Source organism: Bradyrhizobium sp. (assembly GCF_004799445.1).
Classification (GTDB): Bacteria; Pseudomonadota; Alphaproteobacteria; order Rhizobiales; family Xanthobacteraceae; genus Bradyrhizobium.
The window spans coordinates 105,435-129,203 of sequence record NZ_SSNA01000059.1; the positions used below are offsets into that span (position 1 = coordinate 105,435).

General features: G+C 63.8%; 31 protein-coding genes. 8 read left to right on the plus strand and 23 right to left on the minus strand.

Going from position 1 to position 23,769, the window contains the following annotated elements; translation table 11 throughout:
• The first annotated feature begins 104 nt into the window (after positions 1–104).
• Complete coding sequence (locus E8A46_RS07850; protein ID WP_291559219.1) at positions 105–986, plus strand: CoA ester lyase; 882 nt, start codon at positions 105–107, stop codon at positions 984–986.
• A gap of 25 nt (positions 987–1,011) precedes the next feature.
• Here E8A46_RS07850 and E8A46_RS07855 read toward each other — a convergent pair whose 3' ends face one another.
• The 5 genes from E8A46_RS07855 to E8A46_RS07875 all read right to left on the minus strand — a co-directional run bounded on the left by E8A46_RS07855 (position 1,012) and on the right by E8A46_RS07875 (position 3,597).
• Positions 1,012–1,140 carry a hypothetical protein gene (locus E8A46_RS07855; RefSeq protein ID WP_291559220.1) on the minus strand — a complete coding sequence of 43 codons (129 nt, stop codon included), beginning with the start codon at positions 1,138–1,140 and terminating at the stop codon, positions 1,012–1,014.
• A complete protein-coding gene (locus E8A46_RS07860) occupies positions 1,137–1,550 on the minus strand; it encodes a hypothetical protein (protein ID WP_291559221.1) in 414 nt (137 codons plus the stop codon). The genes E8A46_RS07855 and E8A46_RS07860 overlap by 4 nt, the downstream gene beginning before the upstream one ends.
• A 77-nt stretch (positions 1,551–1,627) precedes the next feature.
• Positions 1,628–2,413, minus strand: a complete 786-nt coding sequence (locus tag E8A46_RS07865; RefSeq protein ID WP_291559222.1) for a hypothetical protein — start codon at positions 2,411–2,413, stop codon at positions 1,628–1,630.
• 10 nt (positions 2,414–2,423) lie between these two features.
• The gene (leuD, locus tag E8A46_RS07870; protein ID WP_291559223.1) at positions 2,424–3,029 is read right to left on the minus strand and encodes a 3-isopropylmalate dehydratase small subunit; all 606 of its coding nucleotides are present in this window, start codon (positions 3,027–3,029) and stop codon (positions 2,424–2,426) included.
• A 169-nt stretch (positions 3,030–3,198) separates the two neighbouring features.
• Positions 3,199–3,597 (minus strand): metallopeptidase family protein, encoded by a 399-nt coding sequence (locus E8A46_RS07875; RefSeq protein ID WP_291559224.1) that lies wholly within the window; start codon positions 3,595–3,597, stop codon positions 3,199–3,201.
• Between the two features lie 119 nt (positions 3,598–3,716).
• On the opposite strand from E8A46_RS07875, the gene E8A46_RS07880 reads away from it, so the two are divergent.
• Positions 3,717–4,046 carry a hypothetical protein gene (locus E8A46_RS07880; RefSeq protein WP_291559225.1) on the plus strand — a complete coding sequence of 110 codons (330 nt, stop codon included), beginning with the start codon at positions 3,717–3,719 and terminating at the stop codon, positions 4,044–4,046.
• A 15-nt stretch (positions 4,047–4,061) separates the two neighbouring features.
• On the opposite strand, the gene E8A46_RS07885 is transcribed toward E8A46_RS07880, so the two are convergent.
• Positions 4,062–4,268, minus strand: coding sequence for a hypothetical protein (locus tag E8A46_RS07885; RefSeq protein ID WP_291559226.1), 207 nt, complete (start codon positions 4,266–4,268; stop codon positions 4,062–4,064).
• Positions 4,269–4,512: 244 nt separating this feature from the next.
• On the opposite strand from E8A46_RS07885, the gene E8A46_RS07890 reads away from it, so the two are divergent.
• Positions 4,513–4,713, plus strand: coding sequence for a hypothetical protein (locus tag E8A46_RS07890; RefSeq protein ID WP_291559227.1), 201 nt, complete (start codon positions 4,513–4,515; stop codon positions 4,711–4,713).
• Positions 4,714–4,945: 232 nt separating this feature from the next.
• Here E8A46_RS07890 and E8A46_RS07895 read toward each other — a convergent pair whose 3' ends face one another.
• The 9 genes from E8A46_RS07895 to ffh all read right to left on the minus strand — a co-directional run bounded on the left by E8A46_RS07895 (position 4,946) and on the right by ffh (position 12,756).
• The gene (locus E8A46_RS07895) at positions 4,946–5,149 is read right to left on the minus strand and encodes a hypothetical protein (protein WP_291559228.1); all 204 of its coding nucleotides are present in this window, start codon (positions 5,147–5,149) and stop codon (positions 4,946–4,948) included.
• Between the two features lie 202 nt (positions 5,150–5,351).
• Positions 5,352–6,758: a 3-isopropylmalate dehydratase large subunit gene (gene leuC, locus E8A46_RS07900; RefSeq protein WP_291559229.1), complete on the minus strand. Its 1,407-nt coding sequence runs from the start codon at positions 6,756–6,758 to the stop codon at positions 5,352–5,354.
• A gap of 381 nt (positions 6,759–7,139) precedes the next feature.
• Positions 7,140–7,529 (minus strand): 50S ribosomal protein L19, encoded by a 390-nt coding sequence (gene rplS, locus E8A46_RS07905; RefSeq protein WP_291559230.1) that lies wholly within the window; start codon positions 7,527–7,529, stop codon positions 7,140–7,142.
• Between the two features lie 112 nt (positions 7,530–7,641).
• Positions 7,642–8,391: a tRNA (guanosine(37)-N1)-methyltransferase TrmD gene (gene trmD / locus E8A46_RS07910; protein ID WP_291559231.1), complete on the minus strand. Its 750-nt coding sequence runs from the start codon at positions 8,389–8,391 to the stop codon at positions 7,642–7,644.
• A gap of 111 nt (positions 8,392–8,502) precedes the next feature.
• Positions 8,503–9,204, minus strand: a complete 702-nt coding sequence (locus tag E8A46_RS07915) for a hypothetical protein (protein ID WP_291559232.1) — start codon at positions 9,202–9,204, stop codon at positions 8,503–8,505.
• Positions 9,205–9,264: 60 nt separating this feature from the next.
• A complete protein-coding gene (locus E8A46_RS07920; protein WP_291559233.1) occupies positions 9,265–9,960 on the minus strand; it encodes a hypothetical protein in 696 nt (231 codons plus the stop codon).
• A 184-nt stretch (positions 9,961–10,144) separates the two neighbouring features.
• Entirely contained in the window at positions 10,145–10,669 is a 525-nt protein-coding gene (gene rimM / locus E8A46_RS07925; protein WP_291559234.1) for a ribosome maturation factor RimM, read from the minus strand.
• A gap of 19 nt (positions 10,670–10,688) precedes the next feature.
• Positions 10,689–11,024 (minus strand): 30S ribosomal protein S16, encoded by a 336-nt coding sequence (gene rpsP, locus E8A46_RS07930; RefSeq protein ID WP_291559235.1) that lies wholly within the window; start codon positions 11,022–11,024, stop codon positions 10,689–10,691.
• Positions 11,025–11,205: 181 nt separating this feature from the next.
• Entirely contained in the window at positions 11,206–12,756 is a 1,551-nt protein-coding gene (ffh, locus tag E8A46_RS07935; RefSeq protein WP_291559236.1) for a signal recognition particle protein, read from the minus strand.
• 419 nt (positions 12,757–13,175) lie between these two features.
• Here ffh and E8A46_RS07940 point away from each other — a divergent pair, with 419 nt between their 5' ends.
• Positions 13,176–14,168, plus strand: coding sequence for an MBL fold metallo-hydrolase (locus tag E8A46_RS07940; RefSeq protein WP_291559237.1), 993 nt, complete (start codon positions 13,176–13,178; stop codon positions 14,166–14,168).
• 87 nt (positions 14,169–14,255) lie between these two features.
• On the opposite strand, the gene E8A46_RS07945 is transcribed toward E8A46_RS07940, so the two are convergent.
• A complete protein-coding gene (locus E8A46_RS07945; RefSeq protein WP_291559238.1) occupies positions 14,256–14,969 on the minus strand; it encodes an SIMPL domain-containing protein in 714 nt (237 codons plus the stop codon).
• Positions 14,970–14,973: 4 nt separating this feature from the next.
• Positions 14,974–15,672: a GyrI-like domain-containing protein gene (locus E8A46_RS07950; protein WP_291559239.1), complete on the minus strand. Its 699-nt coding sequence runs from the start codon at positions 15,670–15,672 to the stop codon at positions 14,974–14,976.
• A 311-nt stretch (positions 15,673–15,983) separates the two neighbouring features.
• Here E8A46_RS07950 and dapF point away from each other — a divergent pair, with 311 nt between their 5' ends.
• Positions 15,984–16,856 carry a diaminopimelate epimerase gene (dapF, locus tag E8A46_RS07955; protein WP_291559240.1) on the plus strand — a complete coding sequence of 291 codons (873 nt, stop codon included), beginning with the start codon at positions 15,984–15,986 and terminating at the stop codon, positions 16,854–16,856.
• A gap of 4 nt (positions 16,857–16,860) precedes the next feature.
• The gene (gene mtaB / locus E8A46_RS07960) at positions 16,861–18,132 is read left to right on the plus strand and encodes a tRNA (N(6)-L-threonylcarbamoyladenosine(37)-C(2))-methylthiotransferase MtaB (protein ID WP_291559241.1); all 1,272 of its coding nucleotides are present in this window, start codon (positions 16,861–16,863) and stop codon (positions 18,130–18,132) included.
• Between the two features lie 120 nt (positions 18,133–18,252).
• On the opposite strand, the gene E8A46_RS07965 is transcribed toward mtaB, so the two are convergent.
• Positions 18,253–18,975 (minus strand): RNA pseudouridine synthase, encoded by a 723-nt coding sequence (locus E8A46_RS07965; RefSeq protein ID WP_291559242.1) that lies wholly within the window; start codon positions 18,973–18,975, stop codon positions 18,253–18,255.
• Between the two features lie 28 nt (positions 18,976–19,003).
• Between E8A46_RS07965 and ftsY the strand changes: the two genes are divergently transcribed.
• Positions 19,004–19,951 (plus strand): signal recognition particle-docking protein FtsY, encoded by a 948-nt coding sequence (gene ftsY / locus E8A46_RS07970; protein WP_291559243.1) that lies wholly within the window; start codon positions 19,004–19,006, stop codon positions 19,949–19,951.
• A 125-nt stretch (positions 19,952–20,076) separates the two neighbouring features.
• Positions 20,077–20,682, plus strand: a complete 606-nt coding sequence (locus E8A46_RS07975) for a septation protein A (protein WP_291559244.1) — start codon at positions 20,077–20,079, stop codon at positions 20,680–20,682.
• A gap of 47 nt (positions 20,683–20,729) precedes the next feature.
• Here E8A46_RS07975 and E8A46_RS07980 read toward each other — a convergent pair whose 3' ends face one another.
• The 5 genes from E8A46_RS07980 to ccmA all read right to left on the minus strand — a co-directional run bounded on the left by E8A46_RS07980 (position 20,730) and on the right by ccmA (position 23,636).
• Positions 20,730–21,326 (minus strand): DsbE family thiol:disulfide interchange protein, encoded by a 597-nt coding sequence (locus E8A46_RS07980; protein ID WP_291559245.1) that lies wholly within the window; start codon positions 21,324–21,326, stop codon positions 20,730–20,732.
• Positions 21,323–21,502 (minus strand): heme exporter protein CcmD, encoded by a 180-nt coding sequence (ccmD, locus tag E8A46_RS07985; protein WP_291559309.1) that lies wholly within the window; start codon positions 21,500–21,502, stop codon positions 21,323–21,325. Before ccmD ends, E8A46_RS07980 begins: the two co-directional genes overlap by 4 nt.
• Before the next feature lie 5 nt (positions 21,503–21,507).
• Complete coding sequence (locus E8A46_RS07990; RefSeq protein WP_291559246.1) at positions 21,508–22,239, minus strand: heme ABC transporter permease; 732 nt, start codon at positions 22,237–22,239, stop codon at positions 21,508–21,510.
• 129 nt (positions 22,240–22,368) lie between these two features.
• On the minus strand, positions 22,369–23,037 hold the full coding sequence (ccmB, locus tag E8A46_RS07995; protein ID WP_291559247.1) for a heme exporter protein CcmB: 669 nt from the start codon (positions 23,035–23,037) through the stop codon (positions 22,369–22,371).
• On the minus strand, positions 23,034–23,636 hold the full coding sequence (ccmA, locus tag E8A46_RS08000) for a heme ABC exporter ATP-binding protein CcmA (protein WP_291559248.1): 603 nt from the start codon (positions 23,634–23,636) through the stop codon (positions 23,034–23,036). Before ccmA ends, ccmB begins: the two co-directional genes overlap by 4 nt.
• Positions 23,637–23,769 lie beyond the last annotated feature (133 nt).

Here is a 23,769-nt window from a genome sequence, read left to right on the forward strand (position 1 = left end):
ACGCCTGCCCGAAGCTCATGCTCAAACAATAAGCTGACGCCAAAATCGGCTTTGACGACGTCGAACCGGCTTCGGCAAGCTCGCAATTCGAAGGGAACGAAACCATGATCCGTCCGCGCCGCAGCCTTTTGTTCATGCCCGGATCGAACGCCCGGGTGCTGGAAAAGGCTCGCAACCTTCCCGCCGACGGCCTCATCCTCGATCTTGAGGATTCCGTGGCGCCGGAGGCCAAGGCGCTGGCGCGCGACCAGATCGCGGGCGCGATTGCGGCCAAGGGTTTCGGCAAGCGCGAGGTGCTGATCCGCACCAACACGACGGATTCGCCGTGGTGGATGGATGACATCGCGATGGCCGCCAAGGCGCGGCCCGACGGCATTCTGGTTCCAAAGGTTTCCAGCGTGGCGGATATCAAGACCATCGCCCGTTGCCTGCTTGATGTTGACGCCGATCCCTCGATCCGGGTCTGGACCATGATCGAGACCGCGCGTGCGGTGCTGCACGCGGAGGAACTCGCCGCCGCCTCGCGCGATGCCGATACGCGGCTGGCCGGCTTCGTCTTCGGGCCGAACGATATCTCGCGCGAGACGCGGATACGCATGCAGCCGGGCCGCGCGGCGATGCTGCCGCTGATCACGCACTGCATTCTCGCCACCCGCGCTTACGGCCTCGAGATTCTTGACGGACCCTTCAGCGATTTTAGCAATTTCAACGGCTTCGGGCAGGAGTGCACGCAAGCGCGCGATCTCGGTTTCGACGGCAAGACCCTGATCCATCCGGGCCAGATCGAGGCCTGCAACGCCATCTTCACGCCGCCCGAGGAGGAAGTCGCCTACGCCCGCAAGATCATCGCCGCGTTCGACCAGCCGGAGAACGCGTCGCGCGGCGCGATTTCGCTGGATGGCCAGATGGTGGAGCGGCTGCACGCCGACATGGCAAGGCGCACGATCGCGATCGCGGACTCGATCGCGGCGCTGGCCCGGCAATAGATGGATTGGTCCGCGATCCCGCGGTCTACCGGATCATGACCACGGCAAGCGGCGGGATCCCGCTCGCATCGTGCAGGCGGATCAGGAACAGCGCCGCGACGGCGATCAGAATCGCCAGCGAGATATGGATCCAGGCGGAATGCGGGATTTTCATTTGTTCGGCGCCCGGCCCAGCTGTTCGATCGTCGGCGCGTTGAGGCAATATCCCTGATAGTGTTCGGCGGAGGTCCCGGCGGCGAGATCGCGGTCGCATTCGCGCTTGTTCTGGCACAGGGCGCAGACGCGCTCCATGTCGTGCAACACCATGGGTTCGACGCGCGCCAGATCGGCCTGATCGATGCCAAGGGCCTTCAGCAGTTTCGGCAATTCATCCGCCGCATGCGGCCCGTGACGTACCAATTCATTCAGATCGGCGGGCGAAACCCGCAAGTCGCCTGCGATGCGGTCGAACTCCGAGGTGTTGAGCTGGCGCAGCTCGCTGAGCTCCTGGCGGTGCTTGAGCCAGTCGCTGAAGGTATGGGTCAGTCGTTCGACGACGGAATGCGGCTTCTCTAAAGCAGTCATGGGACACCTCCGATCATGCGCAATAGTGCATAAACGGGAGCGGTCCTCGTTGCGGTAGATCAAAGAAATGAGGCGGCTTAAGCCCCGAACCGCTCCGCCGCCCAGGCATAAAGGCTGCCCGGAACGGGAGCCGTGTTGCCGCGGCCCTTTGGCGAAATGTGGAACCCGATAATGTCGGGATCGCCGGTCAGCGCTGAGATGTCTCTGGGCTCGAAGAACAGCTTCGGCTCGGCATGCACGGCATAGAATGATTTCTTCGGCAGGGCGTAGCGAAGTTCGCCGGCTCGGCGGGCGAGTGCGGTCAGCGCCGCGGGGCCATAGATCGCGACGCGAACATCCGACAGCCGCCTGTAGCCGCGCAACTTGCGAAGCATGAATGTCAGGCGGTGTCGCAGCGCCAACCAGTCCGGCGTCAATTCGTCCTGCTGGATCAGGGAAGCGAACGCCGCGACGATCGGATCGCCCGGGGGCAGATAGAGCACGGAATTGCCGAGTTGCCGCGGCCGCTCCCAGGCGAAATAAGGCTTTGCCGGATCGATCTCGACCGGCTTCTTCAGCAGCACGTCGGCGTCGAGCCACAGGCCCGCAGCGCGCGCCATCAGCCGCATCCGGAAGAAATCCGAGAATTGCAGCGTGGTCCAGTCGCGCCATACCCCATCGGGGCCGGTCGGGCGCAACCGTTCGGCGAAGCTATGCGGCAGGATCGCTTCGGCTTCGGCGTTGCCGACGCCGTCGGGCAACTGCGCCAGCGGATCAAAGCTGTAGACGGTGACCTTGTGGCCCATTGCCACCTGCGATCTCAGGCATAGAAGCCTGAGTGCATCGAGCGGGCCGTGCCAGAAGGTGACGATGTCGGGCCGCAAAGTGCTACGATCAAGCCCAGGCGCGCGCGGTCTTCGCCTTTTCCTCGTAGGCATCGATCGAGGCCTTCTTCTCCATCGTCAGCCCGATGTCGTCGAGCCCGTTCATCAGGCAGTGCTTGCGGAACGGATCGATTTCGAATTTCACCGTGCCGCCGTCAGGGCCGCGGATTTCCTGATTGGCAAGATCGATGGACAGCGTCGCATTGGCGCCGCGTTCGGCGTCGTCGAACAATTTGTCGAGGTCGTCCTGGGTGACGCGGATCGGCAGAATGCCGTTCTTGAAACAGTTGTTGTAGAAGATGTCGCCGAACGAGGTCGAGATCACGCAGCGGATGCCGAAATCCAACAACGCCCATGGCGCGTGTTCGCGGCTGGAGCCGCAGCCGAAATTGTCGCCGGCGACCAAGACCTTGGCGTTGCGATAGGCCGGCTTGTTGAGGATGAAATCCGGGTTCTCGCTGCCGTCGTCCTTGTAGCGCTGTTCCGAAAACAGTCCCTTGCCGAGGCCGGTGCGCTTGATGGTCTTCAGATACTGCTTGGGGATGATCATGTCGGTATCGACATTGATGATCTTCAGCGGCGCAGCGACGCCTTCCAGCGTGGTGAATTTTTCCATCGGTCGCACTTCTCGGTTGGAATTGACGATAGCCGTTTTACAGGCGTAGTTTATCGCGGATGTCGCCGGCGTTAAAGGCCAAATCGCGCGCATTCCGCGAAAGGGGGCACCGGTTTGCTTTGCAACCGAGCCTGCGCCATAGGCTTGCCTGACCCCGGCAAAGCAAGCCCTAATCGGCGTTCGCCTCGATCGCCGCCATGTCGTCGTCGGAGAGGCCGAAATGATGGCCGATCTCGTGAATCAGCACGTGGCGCACGATCCGCCCCAGCGCCTCGTCATGCTCGGCCCAGTAATCGAGGATCGGGCGGCGGTAGAGCCAGATCATGTTGGGCAGCCGCGCGGTTTCCTCATGGCTTCGATGCGGCAGGCCCACCCCGTGGAACAGGCCGAGCAGATCGAATTCGGTCGCCGCATCCATCTCGTCGAGAACTTCTTCGGTTGGAAAATCGTCGACACGAATGATCACGCCTTCGCACAGGTCGCGGAAGGTCTTCGGCAGGCGCGCCAGCACTTCGTGCGCCATGGCTTCCATCTCGGCGAGCGATGGGGCTTTTGCGGAGGTCCACATCGAGCCTCTTTAGCGCGGGTCCCGGGGCCGTGCCTACCGGAAATCGGTTCGGCCTGCAGTTGACGTTGCCGCGGCAATCGGAGACCGTAGGCCGACAACGGGTTTGGGCGGGCGTCGGGATGCGGATCAGGACAGCGGCAGTATCGGTGGCTTTCGCGGGGTTTTTTTCGCTGCTCGCGGCCGGAGCCGAAGCGCAGACCGCGCCGCAGGGAACGCGAACCGCGCAGGCTGCCCCAGCCGGCGAGCCGTCCATGCAGCCCCCGGTTCGACGACCGCCGACGCGGCTTCGTATCTATCCGCGCTATCAGGCGGAACCCGACGGCGTCTATCCGCGGTATTTCCCCGGCGCGAACGCGGTGCGGGTATGCAACGCGACCTATGTGCAGGAATACCGGCCAAGCGGCACGGTGATCGTGCCCCGCATGAGCTGCGTCTGGCGCCGCGGCTAGGCGACCAGGCGTTTCTCAACGCCTTCGCACGGCGCCGATCAGCAGCGCCGAACTGCCGTAGACGATGGTCGCCATGACCAGTTGCGTGAACGGGCTGGCGCTGCCGGGACCGCCGCCAGGGCCCTGGGAGGCGAGTGCCGCATCGGCGAAGAGCAACGCTGCGGCTGGCGTGAGGGCAACTGCGAAGTGCGATATCCCATGCGATTTTCGAGGTGAGGCCATGACGATCTCCCGGGCGATCTTGCAGCAGATACGGATCGCAGCCCAGGCCGGTTTTGAATGATGGCGTGAAATGTTGCGGAGCGAAGTGGAACCGGATCGCGCGATGCGTATTCCTGTTCACGGCGCAGGTATTCATCCCACATTCAGGTCGTTCTCTCCAGTTTACGATCTGCGTCGCGGCAGGCGGTCGATACGATCAACCGCGTGGCACGAGCCTGACAAAATTGACCCAAGGGAGTTATCAATGAAACTAACGAAGGTTCTGGGACTCGCTGCAGTTGGTGGGTTTCTGATGCTGGCGGCTCCGGCCGAGCGGGCCCAGGCGCTGTCGCTGGCCAATCCCGCCGCCGCTTCGGCGGTCCAGGAAAGTTCGAAGCAGGGCGTGACCGAAGTGCGTTGGCACGGACATCATCGGTGGCATCGTCACTGCTGGCGCTGCCGGTAGTGAGCCCTCGCCGCCATCATCACGTCTACCGCTGAGGTTCGAGACGGTAGGCGAGATGAATCAGGCGCCCGCTAGGGCGCCTGATTTTTATCCAGATGCATCGTCTGCACGGCAAGCAATGCTGCCGTCCGGGTCTCTTGTCTTGACGCGCTTTTATCTTGACGCGGTCATGACGCGCCTTGCGCGCCAACCGCTACCGCCCGGGAATCAGGTCCGAAGGATGCGAAGCGTTCTAATCCCAGTCCTTGAATCGCCAGGGTTTGAGCTTCCATGGCGTAAGATGTTCCATACGCCACTGCTCCCAGCGGTCCGGCGGCCAGTGGCTGAGGCGCGATGTCTCCTTGACCACCGGCGCGACCACGCGCGGCATCACCCGACGCCGCTTCTGCTGCGTCGCCTCGCCGATCATATCGACGAATTCAGGCTTGTTGGCCATGGCTGGCTCCCTCGCGGAAGGCTTCGCCTTCTTGAGCCGACAAGCTTGCTCCCAACTGCTTAACGACTTCCTTCGCCGATGCAGAGATGTTGAGGGTTAGCGTACGGCAGGGCCGCCTGAAGCGTTTTCGAGCGAAGCACCCGTCGGACCTGATCCGACGGGGCTACCGGTATGCGCCGGGAAAACGCGTCAAAACCAAAGCCTACCGCCACTCCCGGATATCGACAAAATGCCCGGCAATCGCCGCCGCGGCCGCCATCGCCGGCGACACCAAATGGGTGCGGCCCTTGAAGCCCTGGCGGCCCTCGAAATTGCGGTTCGAGGTCGAGGCGCAGCGTTCTTCGGGGTTGAGCTTGTCGGGGTTCATCGCCAGGCACATCGAGCAGCCCGGCTCGCGCCAGTCGAATCCGGCCTTGATGAAAATCTTGTCGAGGCCTTCGGCTTCCGCCTGCTCCTTCACCAGCCCCGAGCCCGGCACGATCATCGCGTTGACGTTGGCGTTGACGGTCTTGCCCTCGGCGATCTTCGCCGCGGCGCGCAAGTCTTCGATCCGGCCGTTGGTGCAGGAGCCGATGAAGACGCGATCGAGCGTGATGTCGGTGATCTTGGTCCCCGCCTTGAGGCCCATGTAATTCAGCGCGCGATGCTTCGACAGCCGTTTGGCCTCGTCGGCAATCTTGTCGGGATCGGGCACAAAGCCTGATATCGATACCACGTCCTCCGGCGAAGTGCCCCAGGTCACGATCGGCGGCAGTTTTGCGGCGTCCAGCCGGATCTCGTGGTCGAAATGTGAGCCGTCATCGCTGCGCAGCGTTTCCCAGTAGCGCATCGCGGCGTCCCAATTCTCGCCCTTCGGCGATTTCGGGCGGCCCTTGAGGAATTCAAACGCCTTCTCGTCCGGCGCAATCAGGCCGGCGCGGGCGCCGCCCTCGATCGACATGTTGCAGACCGTCATGCGGCCTTCCATGGATAGCGCGCGGATCGCCTCGCCGGCATATTCCAGCACATAGCCGGTGCCGCCGGCGGTGCCGATCTCGCCGATGATCGCGAGGATGATGTCCTTGCCGGTGACGCCGTCGGGCAATTTGCCGTCGACGACCGCGCGCATGTTTCTGGCTTTTTTCTGAATCAGGGTTTGCGTCGCCAGCACATGTTCGACCTCTGAGGTGCCGATGCCATGCGCCAGCGCGCCGAACGCGCCATGGGTGGAGGTGTGGCTGTCGCCGCAGACGATGGTGGTGCCGGGCAGGGTAAAGCCCTGCTCGGGGCCGATGACGTGCACGATGCCCTGACGCTTGTCGAATTCGTTGTAATACTCGATGCCGAAGTCTTTCGCGTTCTCCGCCATCACGCGGATCTGCTCGGTGCTTTCGGGGTCCGGATTGGGCTTGGAGCGATCGGTGGTCGGGATGTTGTGATCGACCACGGCCAGCGTCTTTTCCGGCGCGTGAACCTTGCGGCCGGTGGCGCGTAGGCCCTCGAAGGCCTGCGGCGAAGTCACCTCGTGGACCAGATGGCGGTCGATATAGAGCAGGCAGGTGCCGTCATCGGCTTCGTGAGCCAGATGGTCGTTCCAGATCTTGTCGTACAGCGTGGTCGGCTTGGACATGAGCGTATGCTCCAAAGAATATTTTGCGGGATCGGTTGCGCGCGGAGACGCGCTACTCAGGGAAAAGGGCGCCGCAGCTTCAGTGCGCGCGGCCAAGTTCCGAGGTCGCCGAAGTCGTAAACCGCCCGAAGAAACGGCCGGGCAGGCGGCGGCGATCGTCGATGACGATGGGTGCGACGCGCCGGCAAGCCATGTTGGTCTGATCTGGAACCATTGTCGGGAATATATCACGTAAAGTTCGGAGTGCGAGCGCATTCACGTGATCGCGAGCCAGCGGGTCGCGCGAATGCGGGCCTCGCGCTCGCAATGACGGGGCGCCGCAACAAAAAAGCGCGGGACCTGAACCCCGCGCCTTTCGTCAAACTTGTTGCTGCCCTGCGATTACTCGCCGACGGCGGCGGCCTGCGGGCGATCCGACTTCTTCTCGACGATGCGGGCCGACTTGCCGCGCAGGTTGCGCAGGTAATACAGCTTGGCGCGGCGCACCTTGCCGCGGCGCACCACCTTGATCGAGTCGATCATCGGCGACATCACGGGGAAGACGCGCTCGACGCCTTCGCCGTAGGAAATCTTGCGCACCGTGAAGCTCTCGTTGAGCCCGCCGCCAGAGCGCCCGATGCAGACGCCTTCATAGGCCTGCACGCGCGAGCGGTCGCCTTCGACCACCTTGACGTTGACGATCACGGTGTCGCCGGGTCCGAATTCCGGAATCTCCTTGCCGGCGGACAATTTGTCGAATTGCTCTTTTTCGAGCTGTTGAATGAGGTTCATCGCAAAATCTCCATCGGCGGCGCGCCCCAGCCGCGAAATGCGCGCGGGCTGCGCGAGTGTTCGTTTATCCTGCGCGGAATTGGCGCCCGTATACGGCAAAGGCGGGGCGTTGTCACCCTTTCGTCGTGTTTTTTGGCTGTTTTTGGCGGCTGTTTTTGGCCGCCCAGAGGTCGGGCCGCCGCGCCTTGGTCAGCGCCTCCGCCTCGGCCAGTCGCCAGGCGGCGACCTTGGCGTGGTCGCCCGAAACCAGGATTTCCGGGATCGGCTGCCCCTCGAACTCCTGCGGGCGGGTGTATTGCGGGTATTCCAATAGGCCGTCGGAAAAGCTCTCGTCGGCGCCGGAGCTTAGCTTTCCCATCACCCCCGGCAGCAGCCGCACGCAGGCGTCGATCAGGGCCATGGCGGCGATTTCACCCCCCGACAGCACGTAATCGCCGATCGAAACCTCCTGCAGCCCGCGGGCAGCGATGACCCGCTGGTCGACACCCTCGAACCGGCCGCAGACCACTAGCGGTCCGGGTCCGGCGGCGAGTTCCACGACCTGCGACTGGGTCAATGGCCGACCCCGCGGGCTCATCAAGAGCCTTGGTCGGTCCTCTGGCCGGTCAGGGCCGCAATCGGCGGCATCGATGGCGGCGGCCAGCACGTCGGCGCGCAGCACCATGCCGGGCCCACCGCCGGCCGGCGTATCGTCGACGCTGCGGTGACGGTCGGTGGCCGAATCCCGGATATCGCGCGCCTCCAGGGCCCACAATCCGGACGCCAGCGCCTTGCCGGCAAGGCTGACGCCAAGCGGCCCAGGGAACATCTCCGGGAACAGCGTCAGGACGGTCGCGCGCCAGATCGGGCCTACCAAAGTCATGCCTTCCAATGGCGCGTGCGCTCGCGGCCGTCAACGACCGCATCCCGTGCGGAAGGCCCGGGCGGGGACGGCTGGCATCGACCCGAAATGATCCAGCAAGCCCCCTGGCCGCTACTGCTTGCGACCATATTCAATCAGCTCAATCACATTGCTGATCTGCAGATGTTTGTTGGCCCTGGAGACAAAGGTCCGTCTCACCCAATGATCAATCGCAGGCGCGTACCACGTTGATGATGTGACCTGGTTTTCCATGGTCGGGTTATTGACGTTCCTTCCCGTAAACGTGGTTTCGATCTTGAAGGTATCGAAGGTCCCGGCTTTGGTGGTGACGCTTTCCTCCCCGACGACCTTCGAAAGCCCCGATCGTCTCCAGACACTGCCGTTCGCGCTGTTGATGTTGTTGGTTTGCACGGGCCACGTTTTGCCGACGGCGAGAGGCGATTGGATACCGGTGCCGTCATGGGGCGAGTATCTCCAGGGCCGCTCCTCGACCCTGTTCCACGATCGGTCATATACGGCGAAACCTTCGTTGTTGTTGTCGCCGGGTTTCATGAACTTTACGCTGATTGCGGTCGGCGTCACCTCGGTGACGACGTGCTCCCGGGTCGCGGTGATCTTCCCTGTTATCTCGTCCCGTATCTCGTAAGTCCAATGGTCGCCGGGGCGTGGCTCCTCCATCGGGACGACAGCTTTCGCAGGCTGGGGCGAGGTGGTTGCTGCATCCGGGGGTGACGCGGTCGGCGCTGGTGCCTGCTGCGCCCAAGCGCCGGCGGCGATGAGGCTAATGACCACAGCAGCGGTGTAACGAAGCATGTGCATCACCCTGATTTGGTCCCCTTGAGATTTTGTGATGAGCAGGTGCGGGTCGAGGGCCTAGCGGCGGCCATACTCGACCAGCTCGATCGTACTCTTGTCCCGAACGCGCCCGTCCGACCGCGATACGTAGCTGCGCTTCACCCAGTGATCAATCGCCGGCGCGTACCAGAGCTGCTGCACGGCCTGCACTTTCCTGGTCGGGTCATTCGCGTTTTGCATTTGAAAGGAGGTTTCGATCTTGAAGGTGTCGAACGTGCCCGCTCTGGTCGTGACGCTTTCCTGTGCGACCACCTTCGCGGTGCTCGATCGTTTCCAGCTGACTCCGGCCGTGCTGTTGAGGTCGGTGGATTTTAGCGACCAAGTCTTGCCTACTGCCAGCGGCGTGCGGATGCCAGTGCCGTCATGGGGCGCGTATCGCCAGATGCCGTTGTTCGTCAGATTCCAGGAGCGATCGAAGGTCTGGTAGCCGGAGTTGGAATTTCCGAGCTGGGCAATCCGGATGCTGATCTCTGATCCCGACACATCGGTCACGGTGTTGGTGATCGTCGATTTGACATCGCCGGTAATGTCGTCGCGAAGCTCATAGGTCCAGTGGTCGCCGGTCTGCGGGTCTTCCATCGCCTCAATGCTATTCGCCGGTTCGACTGCGGGCGGGGCGGCCGCCGGCGGTGACTCGGTGGGCGCCGTTTGGGCGGACAGCAAGTCCGTTGTTGCAATCAGGCCGAGGGCCGCGAGGAAAGCGTAGCGCAACATGGAGCAACTCAGGGGAGGGTCATCAGGCGGCAGATCGCGAACGCCCGATGACGCGGAGGGGCAGCAACCTTAGCGTGCCCGAGTCAAAAATTGTAGGCAAGTGTTCTTGCAAGCGGAATGGCGATGCGGAGCATTATTTTTTTGTGACGGCTGAATGTCGGTGAGGCCCGCCGGCAAGCCGCGGCTAAATCGAATTCTGTTCGCTGTCGCCCTCGATCTCCGCGGGCAACTCGATCACCACGCGTCCGCCCGCCAGATCGACCGTCGGCACAACAGCGTTGGTGAACGGCAGCAGCAGGGTCGCGCCATGCGGCGGCGCAATCTCGATGATGTCGCCGGCGCCGAAATTGTGAATCGCGACGACGCGGCCGAGCGGCTGATCGGCCGGCGTCACCGCGGCGAGCCCGATCAGGTCGGCGTGGTAATACTCGTTCTCGTCGGTATCGGGCAGTTCTTCGCGCGCGACATAGAGCTCGACGCCGTTGAGACGTTCGGCGTCCTCGCGCGTGGTGATGCCTTTGAGCGTCGCCACCAGATGGCCCTTGGCCTCACGCGCGCTCTCCACTTCGAAATGACGCGCGCCGTCCTTGGTCGCAAGCCGCCCATAGCGCTTCACGGCCAAAGGGTCTTCGGTAAACGTCCACAGTTTCACCGCGCCGCGCACGCCATGCGCGGCGCCGATCCGGGCGACGCAAATCGGTGTGGGCACCGTCGCGCGCCGTTACGCTTTACGCCGTCTTGGCGGCGGCTTCGGCTTGCGCCTTGCGCTCCTTGCGCGGCACGGCCTTTTCCGGATTGTTGCGCGCGGCGCGTTTCACCACGCCGGCGGCGTCGAGGAAGCGCGTCACGCGGTCCGACGGCTGCGCGCCCTTGGCGAGCCAGGCCTTGACCTTGTCCATGTCGAGCTTCAGCCGTTCGGTGTTGTCCTTGGGCAGCAGCGGATTGAAATGGCCCAGACGCTCGATGAAGCGTCCGTCGCGCGGAAAGCGCGAATCAGCGACGACGACGTGATAGACCGGGCGCTTCTTGGTGCCTGCGCGAGCGAGGCGGATAACGACTGACATTTAGTTCTCCTTTGAGTTCGAAAATAGCGTGAGTGGAATTCGGATAAATTTGCCCGTCATTGCGAGGAGCCAACGGGTCGCGCGAATGCGCGCCCGATGACAGGCTCCGCGACGAAGCAATCCAACCTCCTGCGCCGCGGCGATATGGATTGCTTCGCTTCGCTCGCAATGACGAAAGAGGTCATTTCTTCTTCCCCAGTCCGGGAAAGCCGCCGAGGCCGGGCAGGTTCGGCTTGCCGCTCAAGCCGGTCAGTCCCGGCAGGTTCGGCAGGCCCGAGCGCAGGCCGGCCGGAAGATCTCTCGGCAGCGCGGGCATGCCGCCGGGCCCCGCACCTCCGGGCATTTTTTCCGCCAGCGCCTTCATCTGCTCGGGTGACGGCATGCCGCCGCCGAAGCCCATCGCCTGCGCGATGCCGGCCATCGGGCCGCGCTTGCCGGAGCCCATCGCCTTCATCATGTCGGCCATGTTGCGGTGCATCTTGAGCAGCTTGTTTAGATCCTCGACCTTGCCGCCGGCGCCGGCGGCGATCCGCTTCTTGCGGCTGGCCTTGAGGATGTCGGGATTCTTGCGCTCACCGCGCGTCATCGAATCGATCAGCGCGACCTGACGCTTGATGATCTTGTCGTCGATCCCCGCATTGGCGATCTGATTCTTCATCTTCGCGATGCCGGGCATCATGCCCATCAAGCCGGAGATGCCGCCCATATTCGCCATCTGCAGCAATTGCTCACGCATGTCGGAAAGGTCGAACTGGCCCTTGCGCATCCGCTCGGCGGTGCGCGCGGCCTTTTCCGCATCGATATTGGCGGCGGCCTTCTCCACCAGCGACACCACGTCGCCCATGCCGAGAATGCGGCCGGCGATGCGGCTGGGGTGGAAATCCTCCAGTGCGTCGGTCTTTTCGCCGGTGCCGATCAGCTTGATCGGCTTTCCCGTGACCGCGCGCATCGACAGCGCAGCGCCGCCGCGGCCATCGCCGTCGACCCGCGTCAGCACGATGCCGGTCAGCCCGACGCGCTCGTCGAACGCACGCGCCAGATTGACCGCGTCCTGGCCGGTCAGCGAATCCGCGACCAGCAGCACTTCGTGCGGATTGGCCACCGCTTTGATCTCGGCCGCTTCGCTCATCATCTCTTCGTCGAGCGTGGTGCGGCCGGCGGTGTCGAGCAGCACCACGTCGTAGCCGCCGAGCTTGGCGGCTTCCAGCGCGCGCTTGGCAATTTGCGCCGGTTTCTGGCCGGCGACGATCGGCAAGGTCTGGATCTCGAGGTCGCGCCCGAGCACCGCGAGCTGCTCCATCGCCGCCGGGCGATAGATGTCGAGCGAAGCCATCAGCACCTTGCGCTTGTCGCGCTGGGTCAGGCGGCGCGCCAGTTTCGCGGTCGTGGTGGTTTTGCCGGAGCCCTGCAGGCCGACCATCATGATGGCGACCGGCGGCACCGCGTTGAGGTCGATGCTCTGGCCGTCCGAGCCCAAGGTGGCGATCAGCTCGTCATGGACGATCTTCACCACCATCTGGCCGGGGGTGACCGACTTGACCACGGTGGCGCCGATCGCCTGCTCGCGGACCTTTTCGGTGAAGCTTCGGACCACGTCGAGCGAGACGTCGGCCTCGAGCAGCGCGCGGCGCACCTCGCGCATCGCGGCATCGACGTCGGCTTCCGTCAGCGCCCCGCGCCGCGTCAGCCGATCAAGAATGCCACCAAGCTTTTCCGACAGATTGTCGAACACGTCCGTTTATCCTTTGTCATGCCCAATACGGGCACAGCATCACTCGTTTCGCCGCCGTCATACCCCGCGCAAGCGGGGTATCCAGTACGCCGCAGCTTCTCGGTTCTAGCGAGCTGCTCTGGGATACTGGATCACCCGCATTCGCGGGTGATGACGACTTGGTATCCTGGGCAAAAAAGCGCCACGACGGATATTCCAAACAATTTTGCGCCCGAGGGCGCATCGCGCTGTCGGGCGTTGACCTCCGGCCTCAGGGGCCGGGCGGCGGGTCGAAAAGAACGTCTTTTCGAGGATTGCGGGCGTTAAACCCTTGCGGGCCTCAAAAGTCAAGGAAAGTCGCGGTCAAATGGCGTTTTCGTGAACCCCGGGGATTGGCTACCCCCTTGCAGAAACGAACGTTTTTATTGCCAATCCGGGCCATGAGTTCCACCGGAAAGAGCTATGTTGGACCCCCTTCCGATCATTTCGACGGGGAGCGCTTCTTCGATCCTGACGGCGTGCCACCGAAATCGCTCCGTGAGGTATTGCGCTGGCAGTTTGGCCGTGATCGGCAACGACAGACCTGGCCCGCATGGGCGCCGAGCCCGCACGCCGACACGCCCCCGGAGCGTGTCGAGGGCGACAAGGTACGGTTGTCGTTTGTCGGCCACGTCAGCTGGTTGATCCAGACCGCAGGGCTCAACATCCTGATCGACCCGGTGTGGTCGGCGCGGGCTTCGCCATTCCGTCGGGCCGGGCCAAAGCGCTGCAACGACCCCGGCATTGCCTTCGACGCGCTGCCGCCGATCGACGTCGCGCTGGTCTCACACGGCCATTACGATCATCTCGATATCTCAACGCTGTCAAAACTCGCGGCGAAATTCGCCCCGCGCGTGATCACGCCGCTCGGCAACGACATTACGATGCACAGCGCCGATAACGCGATCAAGGCGGAGGCGTTCGATTGGCATCAGCGTGTCGATCTCGGCGGCGGCATCGCGGTGACGCTGGTGCCGACCCGGCACTGGTCGGCGCGCGGATTGTTCGACCGCAACCGGTCGTTATGGGCGAGCTTTGTGCTGGAGACGCCGGCGGGCAAAATCTACATCGTCTGTGATTCCGGCTATGGCGAGGGCAACCATTTCCGCCGCGTCCGGGGGGCGCATGGTCCGCTGCGGCTCGCGATCCTGCCGATCGGCGCCTACGAGCCGCGCTGGTTCATGCGCGATCAGCACATGAACCCGTCCGATGCCGTCAAGGCGCTTGGCGATTGCGGCGCCGAGCAGGCGCTGGCGCATCATCACGGCACGTTTCAGCTGACCGATGAGGCGATCGACGCACCGATCATCGCGCTGCATGCGGCACTCGCTGAGGCAAACATTCCCCGCGAGCGTTTTGCCACGCTCAAACCGGGGCAGGTGGTGGAGATTTAGAGCGTCATTGCGAGCGCAGCGAAGCAATCCAGAGTCACAAAGCAAGGCTGGATTGCTTCGTCGCTTCGCTCCTCGCAATGACGGTCGTCACTGCTCCTTCTTGATCGCCCAGGATACGCTCACCGTCACCTGCAGCGTCTCCTCACCCTGCGCCACCGCTGCGCCGGATGCGGCCATGGGCGCGGCGACCCTGCGATAAAGGATCGGGCCGGGGGCGCCGCCCTCGGTGATGCTGAGCGGCGCGCCCAGCGTGACGCCGGCAGCCCTGGCGTAGATTTCGGCCTTGCGGCGGGCATCGGCGATCGCCTTTTCGCGGGCCTCGTCGAGAAGTTTCGACGCCTGCGACACCGTGAAGTTGATGCCGCCGATATCGTTCGCGCCGGCGCCCACCAGCGTGTCGATCACGTTCGCCACCTTGGTGATGTCGCGCAGCCGGATCGTCACCCGGTTGCTGGCGCGATAGCCGACGATGGTGGATGGTCCGCCGGGCCTGCTCGACGAATTTTGCGGCTGCAGCGATAGCCGGGAGGTCTGGTAGTCCTTTTCCTCGATGCCGGCACCCTTCAGCGCCAGCAGGACCTTGCCCATCGCCGCGTTATTGGCGTCCGAGGCTTCGCGCGCGGTCTTGGCCTCCGAGGTGACGCCGCCGTCGATCTGCGCCAGATCGGGCGGCACCGAGACCTGGGCTTCGCCGGTGACGGAAATCATCGCCGGAGGCTCCGTCTGCGCCCGCGCCGGCACAGCGAGCAGCGTGCCCGCGGCGAGCGCGAGAATGATCGGGAGGGAAATGCGATGCTTCATGGTCTCACTTCAGCGGAACGTAGACATTGATCACCAGCTTGTCTTCCGCCGTCTTCAGCGGATCGGTGATGTATTCCTCGATGAAGGTATCCTTGGCTTCAAGTTTCTTGTCGTCGAGGTGATTGGTGATGGCCTCATAGGTGTTGTCCATGTTTTCGTAGGATCCGCGGTGGACAAACTTCAACGCCTTGCCATCGGGCGACTTGCCCATGCTCATGGCCTTGGTCAGATTCTTCGGATCCTGATCGACCGGGATCTCGGCCAGAAACGTGAAACCGGTATCGTCGGTGGACGTATAGACGATCATCGCATTGCCCGTTGGCTTGATGCCCTGCTTGTCCAGCAACGTTGACAGCGCATTGAACGAAGCTATCAGGGTGTCGAACGCCGAATCCCAGTTGGCATTGCCCTTCATCACGACCACCGTTTTCGGCGCCAGCGTGATTTCCTCGCCGAACGGATCGGCCGTCTGGACCGGCGCGGGTGATGGCGGCGTCGGCGCTGGTGTTGCCGCGGCTGCCGGCGGAGCAGCCGTTGGGCTGGCTGACGGAGCCGGGGCGGGTGTTGCGGGGGTTGCCGGCGTGCCGGCAGCGGGAGGAACCGGCGCCGGCGATTGCGCCAGCGCAGCGCCGAGGCCCAACGAAATCGCGGCTACCGGGACCAATGCGACCATGGCCTGGCGGAAAAAGCGGGGGAAATTCATATTCGGTATTCTCCATGGCCGTGATCAGCGGTCGCGCCGTGGCTCGCACGTCCCGATTCACGGGCGGCGAAGGCACCTTAATTCTAACACGCCGGCTCGTCTCTCGTCCCGTGCCAGATATTTCATGGGCCTCCCTGCCCGGTAAAGGTCCCCGACACAGATTCACCACACTGGTCAATCCGCCGCCGTTCGCCATATAAGGCAGGCACCAGTGCCGCCGATTTGACGTTCCTGCACCATTGCCGCGAGCCCGCGCCGGAAACGTCAAAGCGAACAGCGGCTCTGGCAATGGTTGCTAGTCGGGAAATTCCATGAGCGCGCTCGCCAACCACAGCTTTGCCAAGATGAACGGTATCGGCAACGAAATCGTGGTGGTCGATCTGCGCGACCAGGCCGCCCTCGTCACGTCGGAGGACGCCCGCGCGGTGGCCTCGCCCAAGGGCGTGCATTATGACCAGCTGATGGTGCTGCAGCCGCCGCGCCTTGCGGGCACCGAGGCCTTCATCCGCATCTACAACAGCGACGGCTCGGAAGCGGCGGCCTGCGGCAACGGCATGCGCTGCGTGGCGCGCCGGCTGTTCGAGGCCAGCGGCCAGACCAAGGCCACCTTCGAGACCAAGGCCGGCCTCCTGAACTGCTGGCAGGGACCGTCCGGCGATCTCTACACCGTCGACATGGGCCCGCCGAAATTCGGCTGGAAGGATATTCCGCTGGCCGAGGAGTTTCGCGACACCAGGTCCATCGAGCTGCAGATCGGCCCGATCGATGCGCCGGTGCTGCACACGCCATCCGTGGTCAGCATGGGTAATCCGCATGCGATCTTCTGGGTCGACGACGTCGATGCCTACGATCTCGCCCGCTTCGGGCCGCTCCTGGAAAATCATCCGATCTTTCCGGAGCGCGCCAACATCACGCTGGCCCACATCGTCGATCGCGACCACATCACGATCCGTACCTGGGAGCGTGGTGCGGGACTGACGAAAGCCTGTGGCTCGGCGGCCTGCGCCACGGCGGTGGCCGCGGCACGATTGAAGCGCGCCAATCGCAACGTCCAGATCATGCTGCCCGGCGGCGAACTTTCGATCGAGTGGCGGCAGGGCGACGACCACGTGCTGATGACGGGCACGGCGACGTTCGAATATGAAGGCCGCTTCGATCCGGCGCTGTTTGCGTCGGTCGCTTAAGACCATGAGCGTCGAAATCGTCACCTTCGGCTGCCGCCTCAACGCCTTTGAATCCGAAGTGGTTCGCGTCGAAGCCGAGCGCGCCGGGCTCACCGAGACCATCGTCATCAACAGTTGCGCAGTCACCGGCGAGGCTGTCGCACAGGCGCGGCAGTCGATCCGCCGGCTGAAGCGCGAGCGGCCTTCGTCCCGGATCGTGGTGACCGGCTGCGCGGCGCAGACCCAGCCGGAAATGTTCGCCGAGATGGCCGAGGTCGATCGGGTCGTCGGCAATGCCGACAAGATGCAGGGTGAAAGCTGGCGCCAGACGCGTGCGGCACTCGATTCGCTCGCGACGTTCGGCGTCGCGGCAGGCGAAAAGATCGCGGTCGCCGACATCATGGCGGTCGGCGAGATGGCGCCGCACCTTCTGGAGGGATTTCAAAAGGGCCTGCCGCGGGTGTTCGTGCAGGTGCAGAACGGCTGCGATCACCGCTGCACCTTCTGCATCATTCCCTATGGCCGTGGCAATTCGCGCTCGGTGCCGATGGGCGCTGTCGTCGAGCAGGTCCGCGCGCTGGTCGAGCGCGGCCACGCCGAGATCGTGCTGACCGGCGTTGATTTGACCAGCTACGGCGCGGATCTGCCGGGTACCCCGAAACTCGGCCAACTGACCAAGCAGATCCTGCGGCATGTGCCGGAATTGAAGCGGTTGCGGATTTCATCGGTCGATTCGATCGAGGTCGATCGCGATCTGCTCGATGTGATCGCGGCGGATGAACGTCTGATGCCGCATCTGCACCTTTCGCTGCAGTCGGGCGATGACCTGATCCTGAAACGGATGAAACGGCGGCATTCCCGCAGGGAAGCGATCGATTTCTGCGCCCAGGTGCGGCGGCTGCGGCCGGACATCGCGCTCGGCGCCGATATCATCGCGGGCTTCCCGACCGAGACCGAGGAGATGTTCGCCCGCTCGCAGGATTTGGTCGAGGCGTGCGGCCTGACATTCCTGCATGTGTTTCCCTATTCGCCGCGCCCGGGCACGCCGGCTGCGCGAATGCCACAAGTTATGGGCCCGGAGATTCGCGAACGCGCGAAACGCTTGCGCGCGGCTGGGGAGGCCGCCATGCAGCGGCGGCTCGAATCGGAAATCGGCGCGACGCGCCAGGTTCTGATCGAAAGCGCCACGCAGGGCCGCACCGAACATTTTTTGCCGGTAGCGATCAGCCGGGATACGCAAGGCGCGGTGCGGACGCTCACGATCGCGGGAAATGATGGCGCGCGGCTGACGGTGTGAGTTGCAAGGGCGCCCGCATTTTCGACCGTCATTGCGAGGAGCGCTTGCGACGAAGCAATCCAGCTTTTTGCTCTGTGACCGGCTTGTGGATTGCTTCGCTTGCGCTCGCAATGACGAGTTTCACTCCCCGTTCCACCCGCATGCCATGAGCCGTTCCCGCAAATGCGCGGGCGCCGGGGCCGTCACGCGCACCGGATCTTTGTTTTTCGAGATCGGGATCACGATCTCGCGGGAATGCAGATGCAGCCGCGGCTCGCCGAAACGCGGGCCGTTGCCGTAAATATTGTCGCCGACGATCGGCCAGCCCATCGCGGCCGAATGCACGCGCAATTGATGGGTGCGGCCGGTGACCGGTTCGAGCGCGAGCCAGCTAAGGCCGTTTCCGCGCCCCAGCACTTTCCAGTTGGTGATGGCCGACTGGCCTTCCGGATCCGGTTTTTGCCACCAGCCGCGCTCGGCGTTGAGGCGGCCGAGCGGCATGTCGATGGTGCCTTCGTTCTCGACCGGGCCGCCTTCGACCACCGCCCAATAGGTCTTTGCAATTTTACCATGCTTGAACAACAGGCCGAGCGACGCCGTCGCCTTGCGATGGCGTCCCAGCACGAGGCAGCCTGACGTATCGCGGTCGAGCCGATGGGCGAGAACCGGAGGACGCGGCAGGCCAAATCGCAGCGCGTCGAACGAGGTTTCGAGGTTGGCCCCGCCTTTTGGTCCGCGATGTACCGGCAGGCCTGCAGGCTTGTCGATCACCAGCATCAGCCCGTCGCGATGGAGCACGCGGGCCTGGATTTCATCCGCGGTCAGCTCGGGAAGCTGGATCGATCGGTCAAGACTTTCGCTCATGGCCCGAAACCGCTAACACGTCCCCAACATGAACGATACCACTCCCGAAACGACAAAACTGAGCTGGTGGCGGCGGCTGTCCGGCGGCCTCAAACGAACGTCGAGCTCGCTCGGGGCGGCGGTGGCCGACCTCGTCACCAAGCGCAAGCTCGACCGCGCGATGCTCGAAGATATCGAGGACGTGCTGCTGCGTGCCGACCTCGGAACCGAGGTCGCGGCGCGCATTGCCGCGGCCGTGGGTGTTGGCCGCTACGACAAGTCGATCTCGGCAGACGACGTGAAATCGGTGGTCGCGACCGAAGTCGAAAAGGTCCTTGTTGCCGTGGCGAAGCCGCTTGTCATCGATGAGACAAAAAGGCCGTTCGTCATTCTCGTGGTTGGCGTCAACGGTTCCGGCAAGACCACCACCATCGGCAAGCTCGCGTCCAAACTTTCCGCCGAAGGCCGCAAGGTGATGCTGGCCGCCGGCGACACCTTTCGCGCCGCGGCGATCGAGCAGTTGAAGATCTGGGGCGAACGCACCGGATCGCCGGTCATCGCAGGCGCACAGGGTTCGGATTCCGCGAGCCTTGCCTTCAATGCGCTGACGGCGGCGCGCGATGGAAAGCTCGACGTGCTGCTGGTCGATACCGCCGGCCGCCTGCAGAACAAGGCGGAACTGATGAACGAACTGGAAAAGGTCGTTCGGGTCATCAAGAAGGTCGATGGCTCGGCGCCGCATGCGGTGCTGCTGGTGCTTGACGCCACGGTGGGGCAAAATGCGCTGTCGCAGGTCGAGGCGTTTCACCGTAGTGCTGATGTCACCGGCCTTGTGATGACAAAACTCGACGGCACCGCGCGCGGAGGCATCCTGGTGGCGCTGGCGGAAAAACACCAACTGCCGGTGCATTTCATCGGCGTCGGCGAGGGCATCGACGATCTCGCGCCGTTCACCGCACGGGATTTTGCGCAGGCGATCGCGGGGATTGAGTCTTAGATTTTTCTTGTCATGCCCCGCGCAGGCGGGGCATCCAGTACGCCGCGCCGTCGGTGGGAATCGAAACGGCGCGGAATACTGGGTCATCCGCTTTCGCGGATGATGACGGTAGCAACAGGTGACGCATGGACAAGACCCAGCCACATCCGCTGTTCAAGCTCGCGACCGAACTCGGTCCGCTCTTGGTGTTCTTCGTGGCGAACGCCAAATTCCATCTGTTCGTGGCCACCGGCGCCTTCATGGTGGCGATCGTGGCGGCGATGATCGCGTCTTATGTTGTGACGCGGCACGTGCCGCTGATGGCGCTGGTCACCGGCGTCATAGTCATCGTGTTCGGCACGCTGACGCTGGTCTTGCACGATGAAACCTTCATCAAGGTCAAGCCCACCATCATCTACGGTCTGTTCGCCGTCGTTCTCGGCGGCGGGCTGCTGTTCGGCCGCTCCTTCATCGCGGTCATGTTCGATCAGATGTTCAATCTCACGCCGCAGGGCTGGCGCGTCCTCACCCTCCGCTGGGCCCTGTTTTTCGTCGCGATGGCGATCCTGAACGAAGTCGTCTGGCGCACCCAGACCACCGATTTCTGGGTGGCGTTCAAGGCGTTCGGTGTGATTCCGCTGACGATGGCTTTTGCGGTCGCGCAGATGCCGCTGATCAAGCGCTATCATCTGGAGCCGGTGTCGCTGCAGGCCAGCGAGGCGGCGGAGGGGGATGTGACGAAGGGAATTTGAGAAAGTCATTCCGGACATCGCGCCCGGAATGACGATCAAGATTCGGCTCAGGATCCCGCTTTCAGCGCCTTGTCGATCTCGACCCTGAGCACGCTGTTGATATTCTCCGGCGTCACCGGGCCGACCATCTTGTAGACGATGGTGCCTTCGCGCCCGACGATGAAGGTTTCCGGCACGCCGTAGACCCCCCACTCGATCGCCGCGCGGCCGTTGGCGTCGACGCCGACAATGCCATAGGGATTGCCGTAACGGCCAAGAAAGCGCCGGGCGTTGTCGGGGGCATCCTTGTAGTTGATGCCGACGATCTGCAGCCGCTTGTCGCGGCCAAGCTGGGTCAACAGCGGCGCTTCGTCGTGGCACGGCACGCACCACGACGCCCAGACGTTGACGATGCTGACCTTGCCCTTGAACACCGCGGGATCGAGCCCAGGTACCGGCGCGCCGGCATCGGCGAGACCCGGCAGCGGCGGCAGCGCGGTCTGCGGCGCCGGATGGCCGATCAGCGCGGATGGAATCCGCGACGGGTCGCTGTTGCCGAGCCGGAACCAGAAGATCGCGGCCAGCGCCGCGAACGCAACCAGTGGCAGCGCCATCGGCCAGCGCAGGGTTCGTTGGCTTGCGCCCGTTGTCGAAGGTTCGCTCATCTCATATCCGTTGCGCTGCGCCCGGAGCGCCTGACCACGCCCCCGGCTTCGAGCTCGCGCAGATGTTGCTGCTGGCGGCGGTAATCGACCGTGATCCAGGCAATCAGCATCAGCACGACCATTGTGGCCAGCAAATAGGACGTCACGATGAAGGGCGCGTAGGGGCCGAGCGACATCGCGTTCACGCCGAACGCCGGCTGGCTTGCATCATCTGCAAGGTACGCACCCGGCGGCGCAGGATCTCGTTGCGCATCGCCGCCAGATGCAGCGTCAGGAACAGCAGCGAAAACGCCACCGCCATCACCAGCAGCGGGATCAAGAAGGCGCGGTCGAGCGCCGGCCCACCCATCCGCATCACCGATGCTGGCTGATGCAGCGTGTTCCACCAGTCCACCGAGAATTTGATGATGGGCAGATTGATGGCGCCGACCAGCGTCAGGATCGCGGCGGCGCGCGCGGCACGCGACGGATCCTCCACCGCCCTCCACAGCGCGATCAGGCCGAGATACATCAGAAACAGAATCAGCACCGAGGTCAGCCGCGCGTCCCACTCCCAATAGGTGCCCCACATCGGCCGCCCCCACAGCGAGCCGGTCACCAGCGCGAGAAACGTAAACGCCGCTCCGATCGGGGCGGCGGCCTTGGCGGCGACGTCCGCCAGCGGATGCCGCCACACCAGCGTGCCCAGCGCAGCCAGACTCATCACGCCCCACACGAACATCGACAGCCAGGCATTCGGCACGTGGATGAACATGATCTTCACGGTGGCGCCCTGCTGATAGTCGTCGGGCGCCATGGCCGATTGGTAAAGCCCGATCGCGAGCAGGATCGCGGTCGCAGCCGCAAGCCATGGCAACAGGCGCGCGGTCAGCGACAGGAACCGGGTCGGGTTGGCGAGATCGATCAGCGTCATGGCATCCTGTTAATGGTCGCGACTGCCCGAGGCAATCAGCATAAAGGTTTTCAGGCAGAGTTGATCGGCATCAAGTCGGGCATGATTTTATCCGAAAGCCGGAAATTCGCTGCTTGGGATCATGCCCGGTCAGTCCAATCCGTGCCGCAGGCTCGCGGCGGCGGCGAACGGCCCGACCACAAAGCTGACCAGCGACAGCGCGCACAGGATCGAAAACGGCGCTCCGAATGACAAGGGCCCCGTGATCGCGGCCTCCGAGGCCGCCACGCCAAAGATCAGCACCGGAATCGACAGCGGCAGCACCAGGACCGCGAGCAGCAGTCCGCCGCGGTGCAGCGTCACGGCGAGCGCCGCGCCGATCATGCCGGTGAATGTCAGCGCCGGGGTGCCGGCCAGCAGCGTCAGCGCGACCGCCGATGTCGCCGTGGCGTCGAGATTTAGCAGCAACCCCAGCACCGGGGTTGCGATGACAAGCGGCAATCCCGCGGCCAGCCAGTGCGCCAGCGCTTTCGCCGCGCATGTCAGTTCCAGCGGCGTCCGGCTCATCACGATCAGATCGAGCGAACCATCCTCGTGGTCGGCCATGAACAGGCGATCGAGGGTGAGCAGGCTTGCCAGCAGCGCGCCGAGCCAGAGGATCGCCGGTCCGAGCCGTGTCAGAAGTGCAAGATCGGGCCCGACCGCGAATGGCATCAACACCACGACGGTGAGAAAGAACAGCACGCCGATCAGCGCGCCGCCGCCGACGCGAAGCGCGATTTTGATGTCCCGGCGAATCAGCGCGGCGAGCGCGGTCACGATGCGCCCCCGATTCGCAGCTCGCGCGCGGTAATTCCCAGGGGCGTGTGGGTCGCGGCGATGATCAGGCCGCCGCGCAACAGATGTTCGCCCATCAGCTTTGCGAACAGGGTCTGCCCGGCCGCGTCGAGAGCGTTGGTCGGCTCGTCGAGCAGCCAGACCGGCCGCCGCACGGCAAGCAATCGGGCAATCGAGAGCCGCCGCCGCTGTCCGGCCGATAGAAACGCGGCCGGCAATCCCGCGGCATGATCGAGCCCCACCACGACCAGGATTTCTGCCGGATCGAACGCCTCACCGCCCAGAAAATCCCGCCAGAACCACAGATTTTCCGACACGCTCAACGCCGGTTTGATGGCGTCGCGGTGGCCAAGATAATGGATTTGCTCAGGCAGCGTCAGTTCGCTCTCGCCGCCTTCCAGGCTGATCGATCCCCCGGCGATTGTCAGCAGGCCGCCGATCAACCGCAGCAGCGAGGTTTTGCCTGCGCCGTTGGGGCCGGTGATCGCCAGCGCCTCACCCGAAGCGGCCTCGAAATAAAGACCGGAGAAAACTTCCCGCCCGCCCCTCACGCATCTGACGCCGCTTCCCGTGAGCCGCATGTTGTCCTTTCACAGCCCTCTGGAAACGATGGGTACCGAATCGGAATTTGTGGGTCGTGCAATGCTGCAGCACGATTGTCGGTGTGGCGGTGCTTCTTGAAAGATTCTATAAGCCGGAACTTGATGCAGCACA

Bases quoted from the DNA above. Each gene is read 5' to 3' on its own strand.
- E8A46_RS07850 (WP_291559219.1), top strand. From the start codon at position 105: ATGATCCGTCCGCGCCGCAGCCTTTTGTTCATGCCCGGATCGAACGCC.
- E8A46_RS07855 (WP_291559220.1), bottom strand. From the start codon at position 1,140: ATGAAAATCCCGCATTCCGCCTGGATCCATATCTCGCTGGCGATTCTG.
- E8A46_RS07860 (WP_291559221.1), bottom strand. From the start codon at position 1,550: ATGACTGCTTTAGAGAAGCCGCATTCCGTCGTCGAACGACTGACCCAT.
- leuD (WP_291559223.1), bottom strand. From the start codon at position 3,029: ATGGAAAAATTCACCACGCTGGAAGGCGTCGCTGCGCCGCTGAAGATC.
- E8A46_RS07875 (WP_291559224.1), bottom strand. From the start codon at position 3,597: ATGTGGACCTCCGCAAAAGCCCCATCGCTCGCCGAGATGGAAGCCATG.
- E8A46_RS07880 (WP_291559225.1), top strand. From the start codon at position 3,717: ATGCGGATCAGGACAGCGGCAGTATCGGTGGCTTTCGCGGGGTTTTTT.
- E8A46_RS07885 (WP_291559226.1), bottom strand. From the start codon at position 4,268: ATGGCCTCACCTCGAAAATCGCATGGGATATCGCACTTCGCAGTTGCC.
- E8A46_RS07890 (WP_291559227.1), top strand. From the start codon at position 4,513: ATGAAACTAACGAAGGTTCTGGGACTCGCTGCAGTTGGTGGGTTTCTG.
- E8A46_RS07895 (WP_291559228.1), bottom strand. From the start codon at position 5,149: ATGGCCAACAAGCCTGAATTCGTCGATATGATCGGCGAGGCGACGCAG.
- leuC (WP_291559229.1), bottom strand. From the start codon at position 6,758: ATGTCCAAGCCGACCACGCTGTACGACAAGATCTGGAACGACCATCTG.
- rplS (WP_291559230.1), bottom strand. From the start codon at position 7,529: ATGAACCTCATTCAACAGCTCGAAAAAGAGCAATTCGACAAATTGTCC.
- trmD (WP_291559231.1), bottom strand. From the start codon at position 8,391: ATGACTTTGGTAGGCCCGATCTGGCGCGCGACCGTCCTGACGCTGTTC.
- E8A46_RS07915 (WP_291559232.1), bottom strand. From the start codon at position 9,204: ATGCTTCGTTACACCGCTGCTGTGGTCATTAGCCTCATCGCCGCCGGC.
- E8A46_RS07920 (WP_291559233.1), bottom strand. From the start codon at position 9,960: ATGTTGCGCTACGCTTTCCTCGCGGCCCTCGGCCTGATTGCAACAACG.
- rpsP (WP_291559235.1), bottom strand. From the start codon at position 11,024: ATGTCAGTCGTTATCCGCCTCGCTCGCGCAGGCACCAAGAAGCGCCCG.
- E8A46_RS07940 (WP_291559237.1), top strand. From the start codon at position 13,176: ATGAGTTCCACCGGAAAGAGCTATGTTGGACCCCCTTCCGATCATTTC.
- E8A46_RS07945 (WP_291559238.1), bottom strand. From the start codon at position 14,969: ATGAAGCATCGCATTTCCCTCCCGATCATTCTCGCGCTCGCCGCGGGC.
- E8A46_RS07950 (WP_291559239.1), bottom strand. From the start codon at position 15,672: ATGAATTTCCCCCGCTTTTTCCGCCAGGCCATGGTCGCATTGGTCCCG.
- dapF (WP_291559240.1), top strand. From the start codon at position 15,984: ATGAGCGCGCTCGCCAACCACAGCTTTGCCAAGATGAACGGTATCGGC.
- mtaB (WP_291559241.1), top strand. From the start codon at position 16,861: ATGAGCGTCGAAATCGTCACCTTCGGCTGCCGCCTCAACGCCTTTGAA.
- E8A46_RS07965 (WP_291559242.1), bottom strand. From the start codon at position 18,975: ATGAGCGAAAGTCTTGACCGATCGATCCAGCTTCCCGAGCTGACCGCG.
- ftsY (WP_291559243.1), top strand. From the start codon at position 19,004: ATGAACGATACCACTCCCGAAACGACAAAACTGAGCTGGTGGCGGCGG.
- E8A46_RS07975 (WP_291559244.1), top strand. From the start codon at position 20,077: ATGGACAAGACCCAGCCACATCCGCTGTTCAAGCTCGCGACCGAACTC.
- E8A46_RS07980 (WP_291559245.1), bottom strand. From the start codon at position 21,326: ATGAGCGAACCTTCGACAACGGGCGCAAGCCAACGAACCCTGCGCTGG.
- ccmD (WP_291559309.1), bottom strand. From the start codon at position 21,502: ATGTCGCTCGGCCCCTACGCGCCCTTCATCGTGACGTCCTATTTGCTG.
- E8A46_RS07990 (WP_291559246.1), bottom strand. From the start codon at position 22,239: ATGACGCTGATCGATCTCGCCAACCCGACCCGGTTCCTGTCGCTGACC.
- ccmA (WP_291559248.1), bottom strand. From the start codon at position 23,636: ATGCGGCTCACGGGAAGCGGCGTCAGATGCGTGAGGGGCGGGCGGGAA.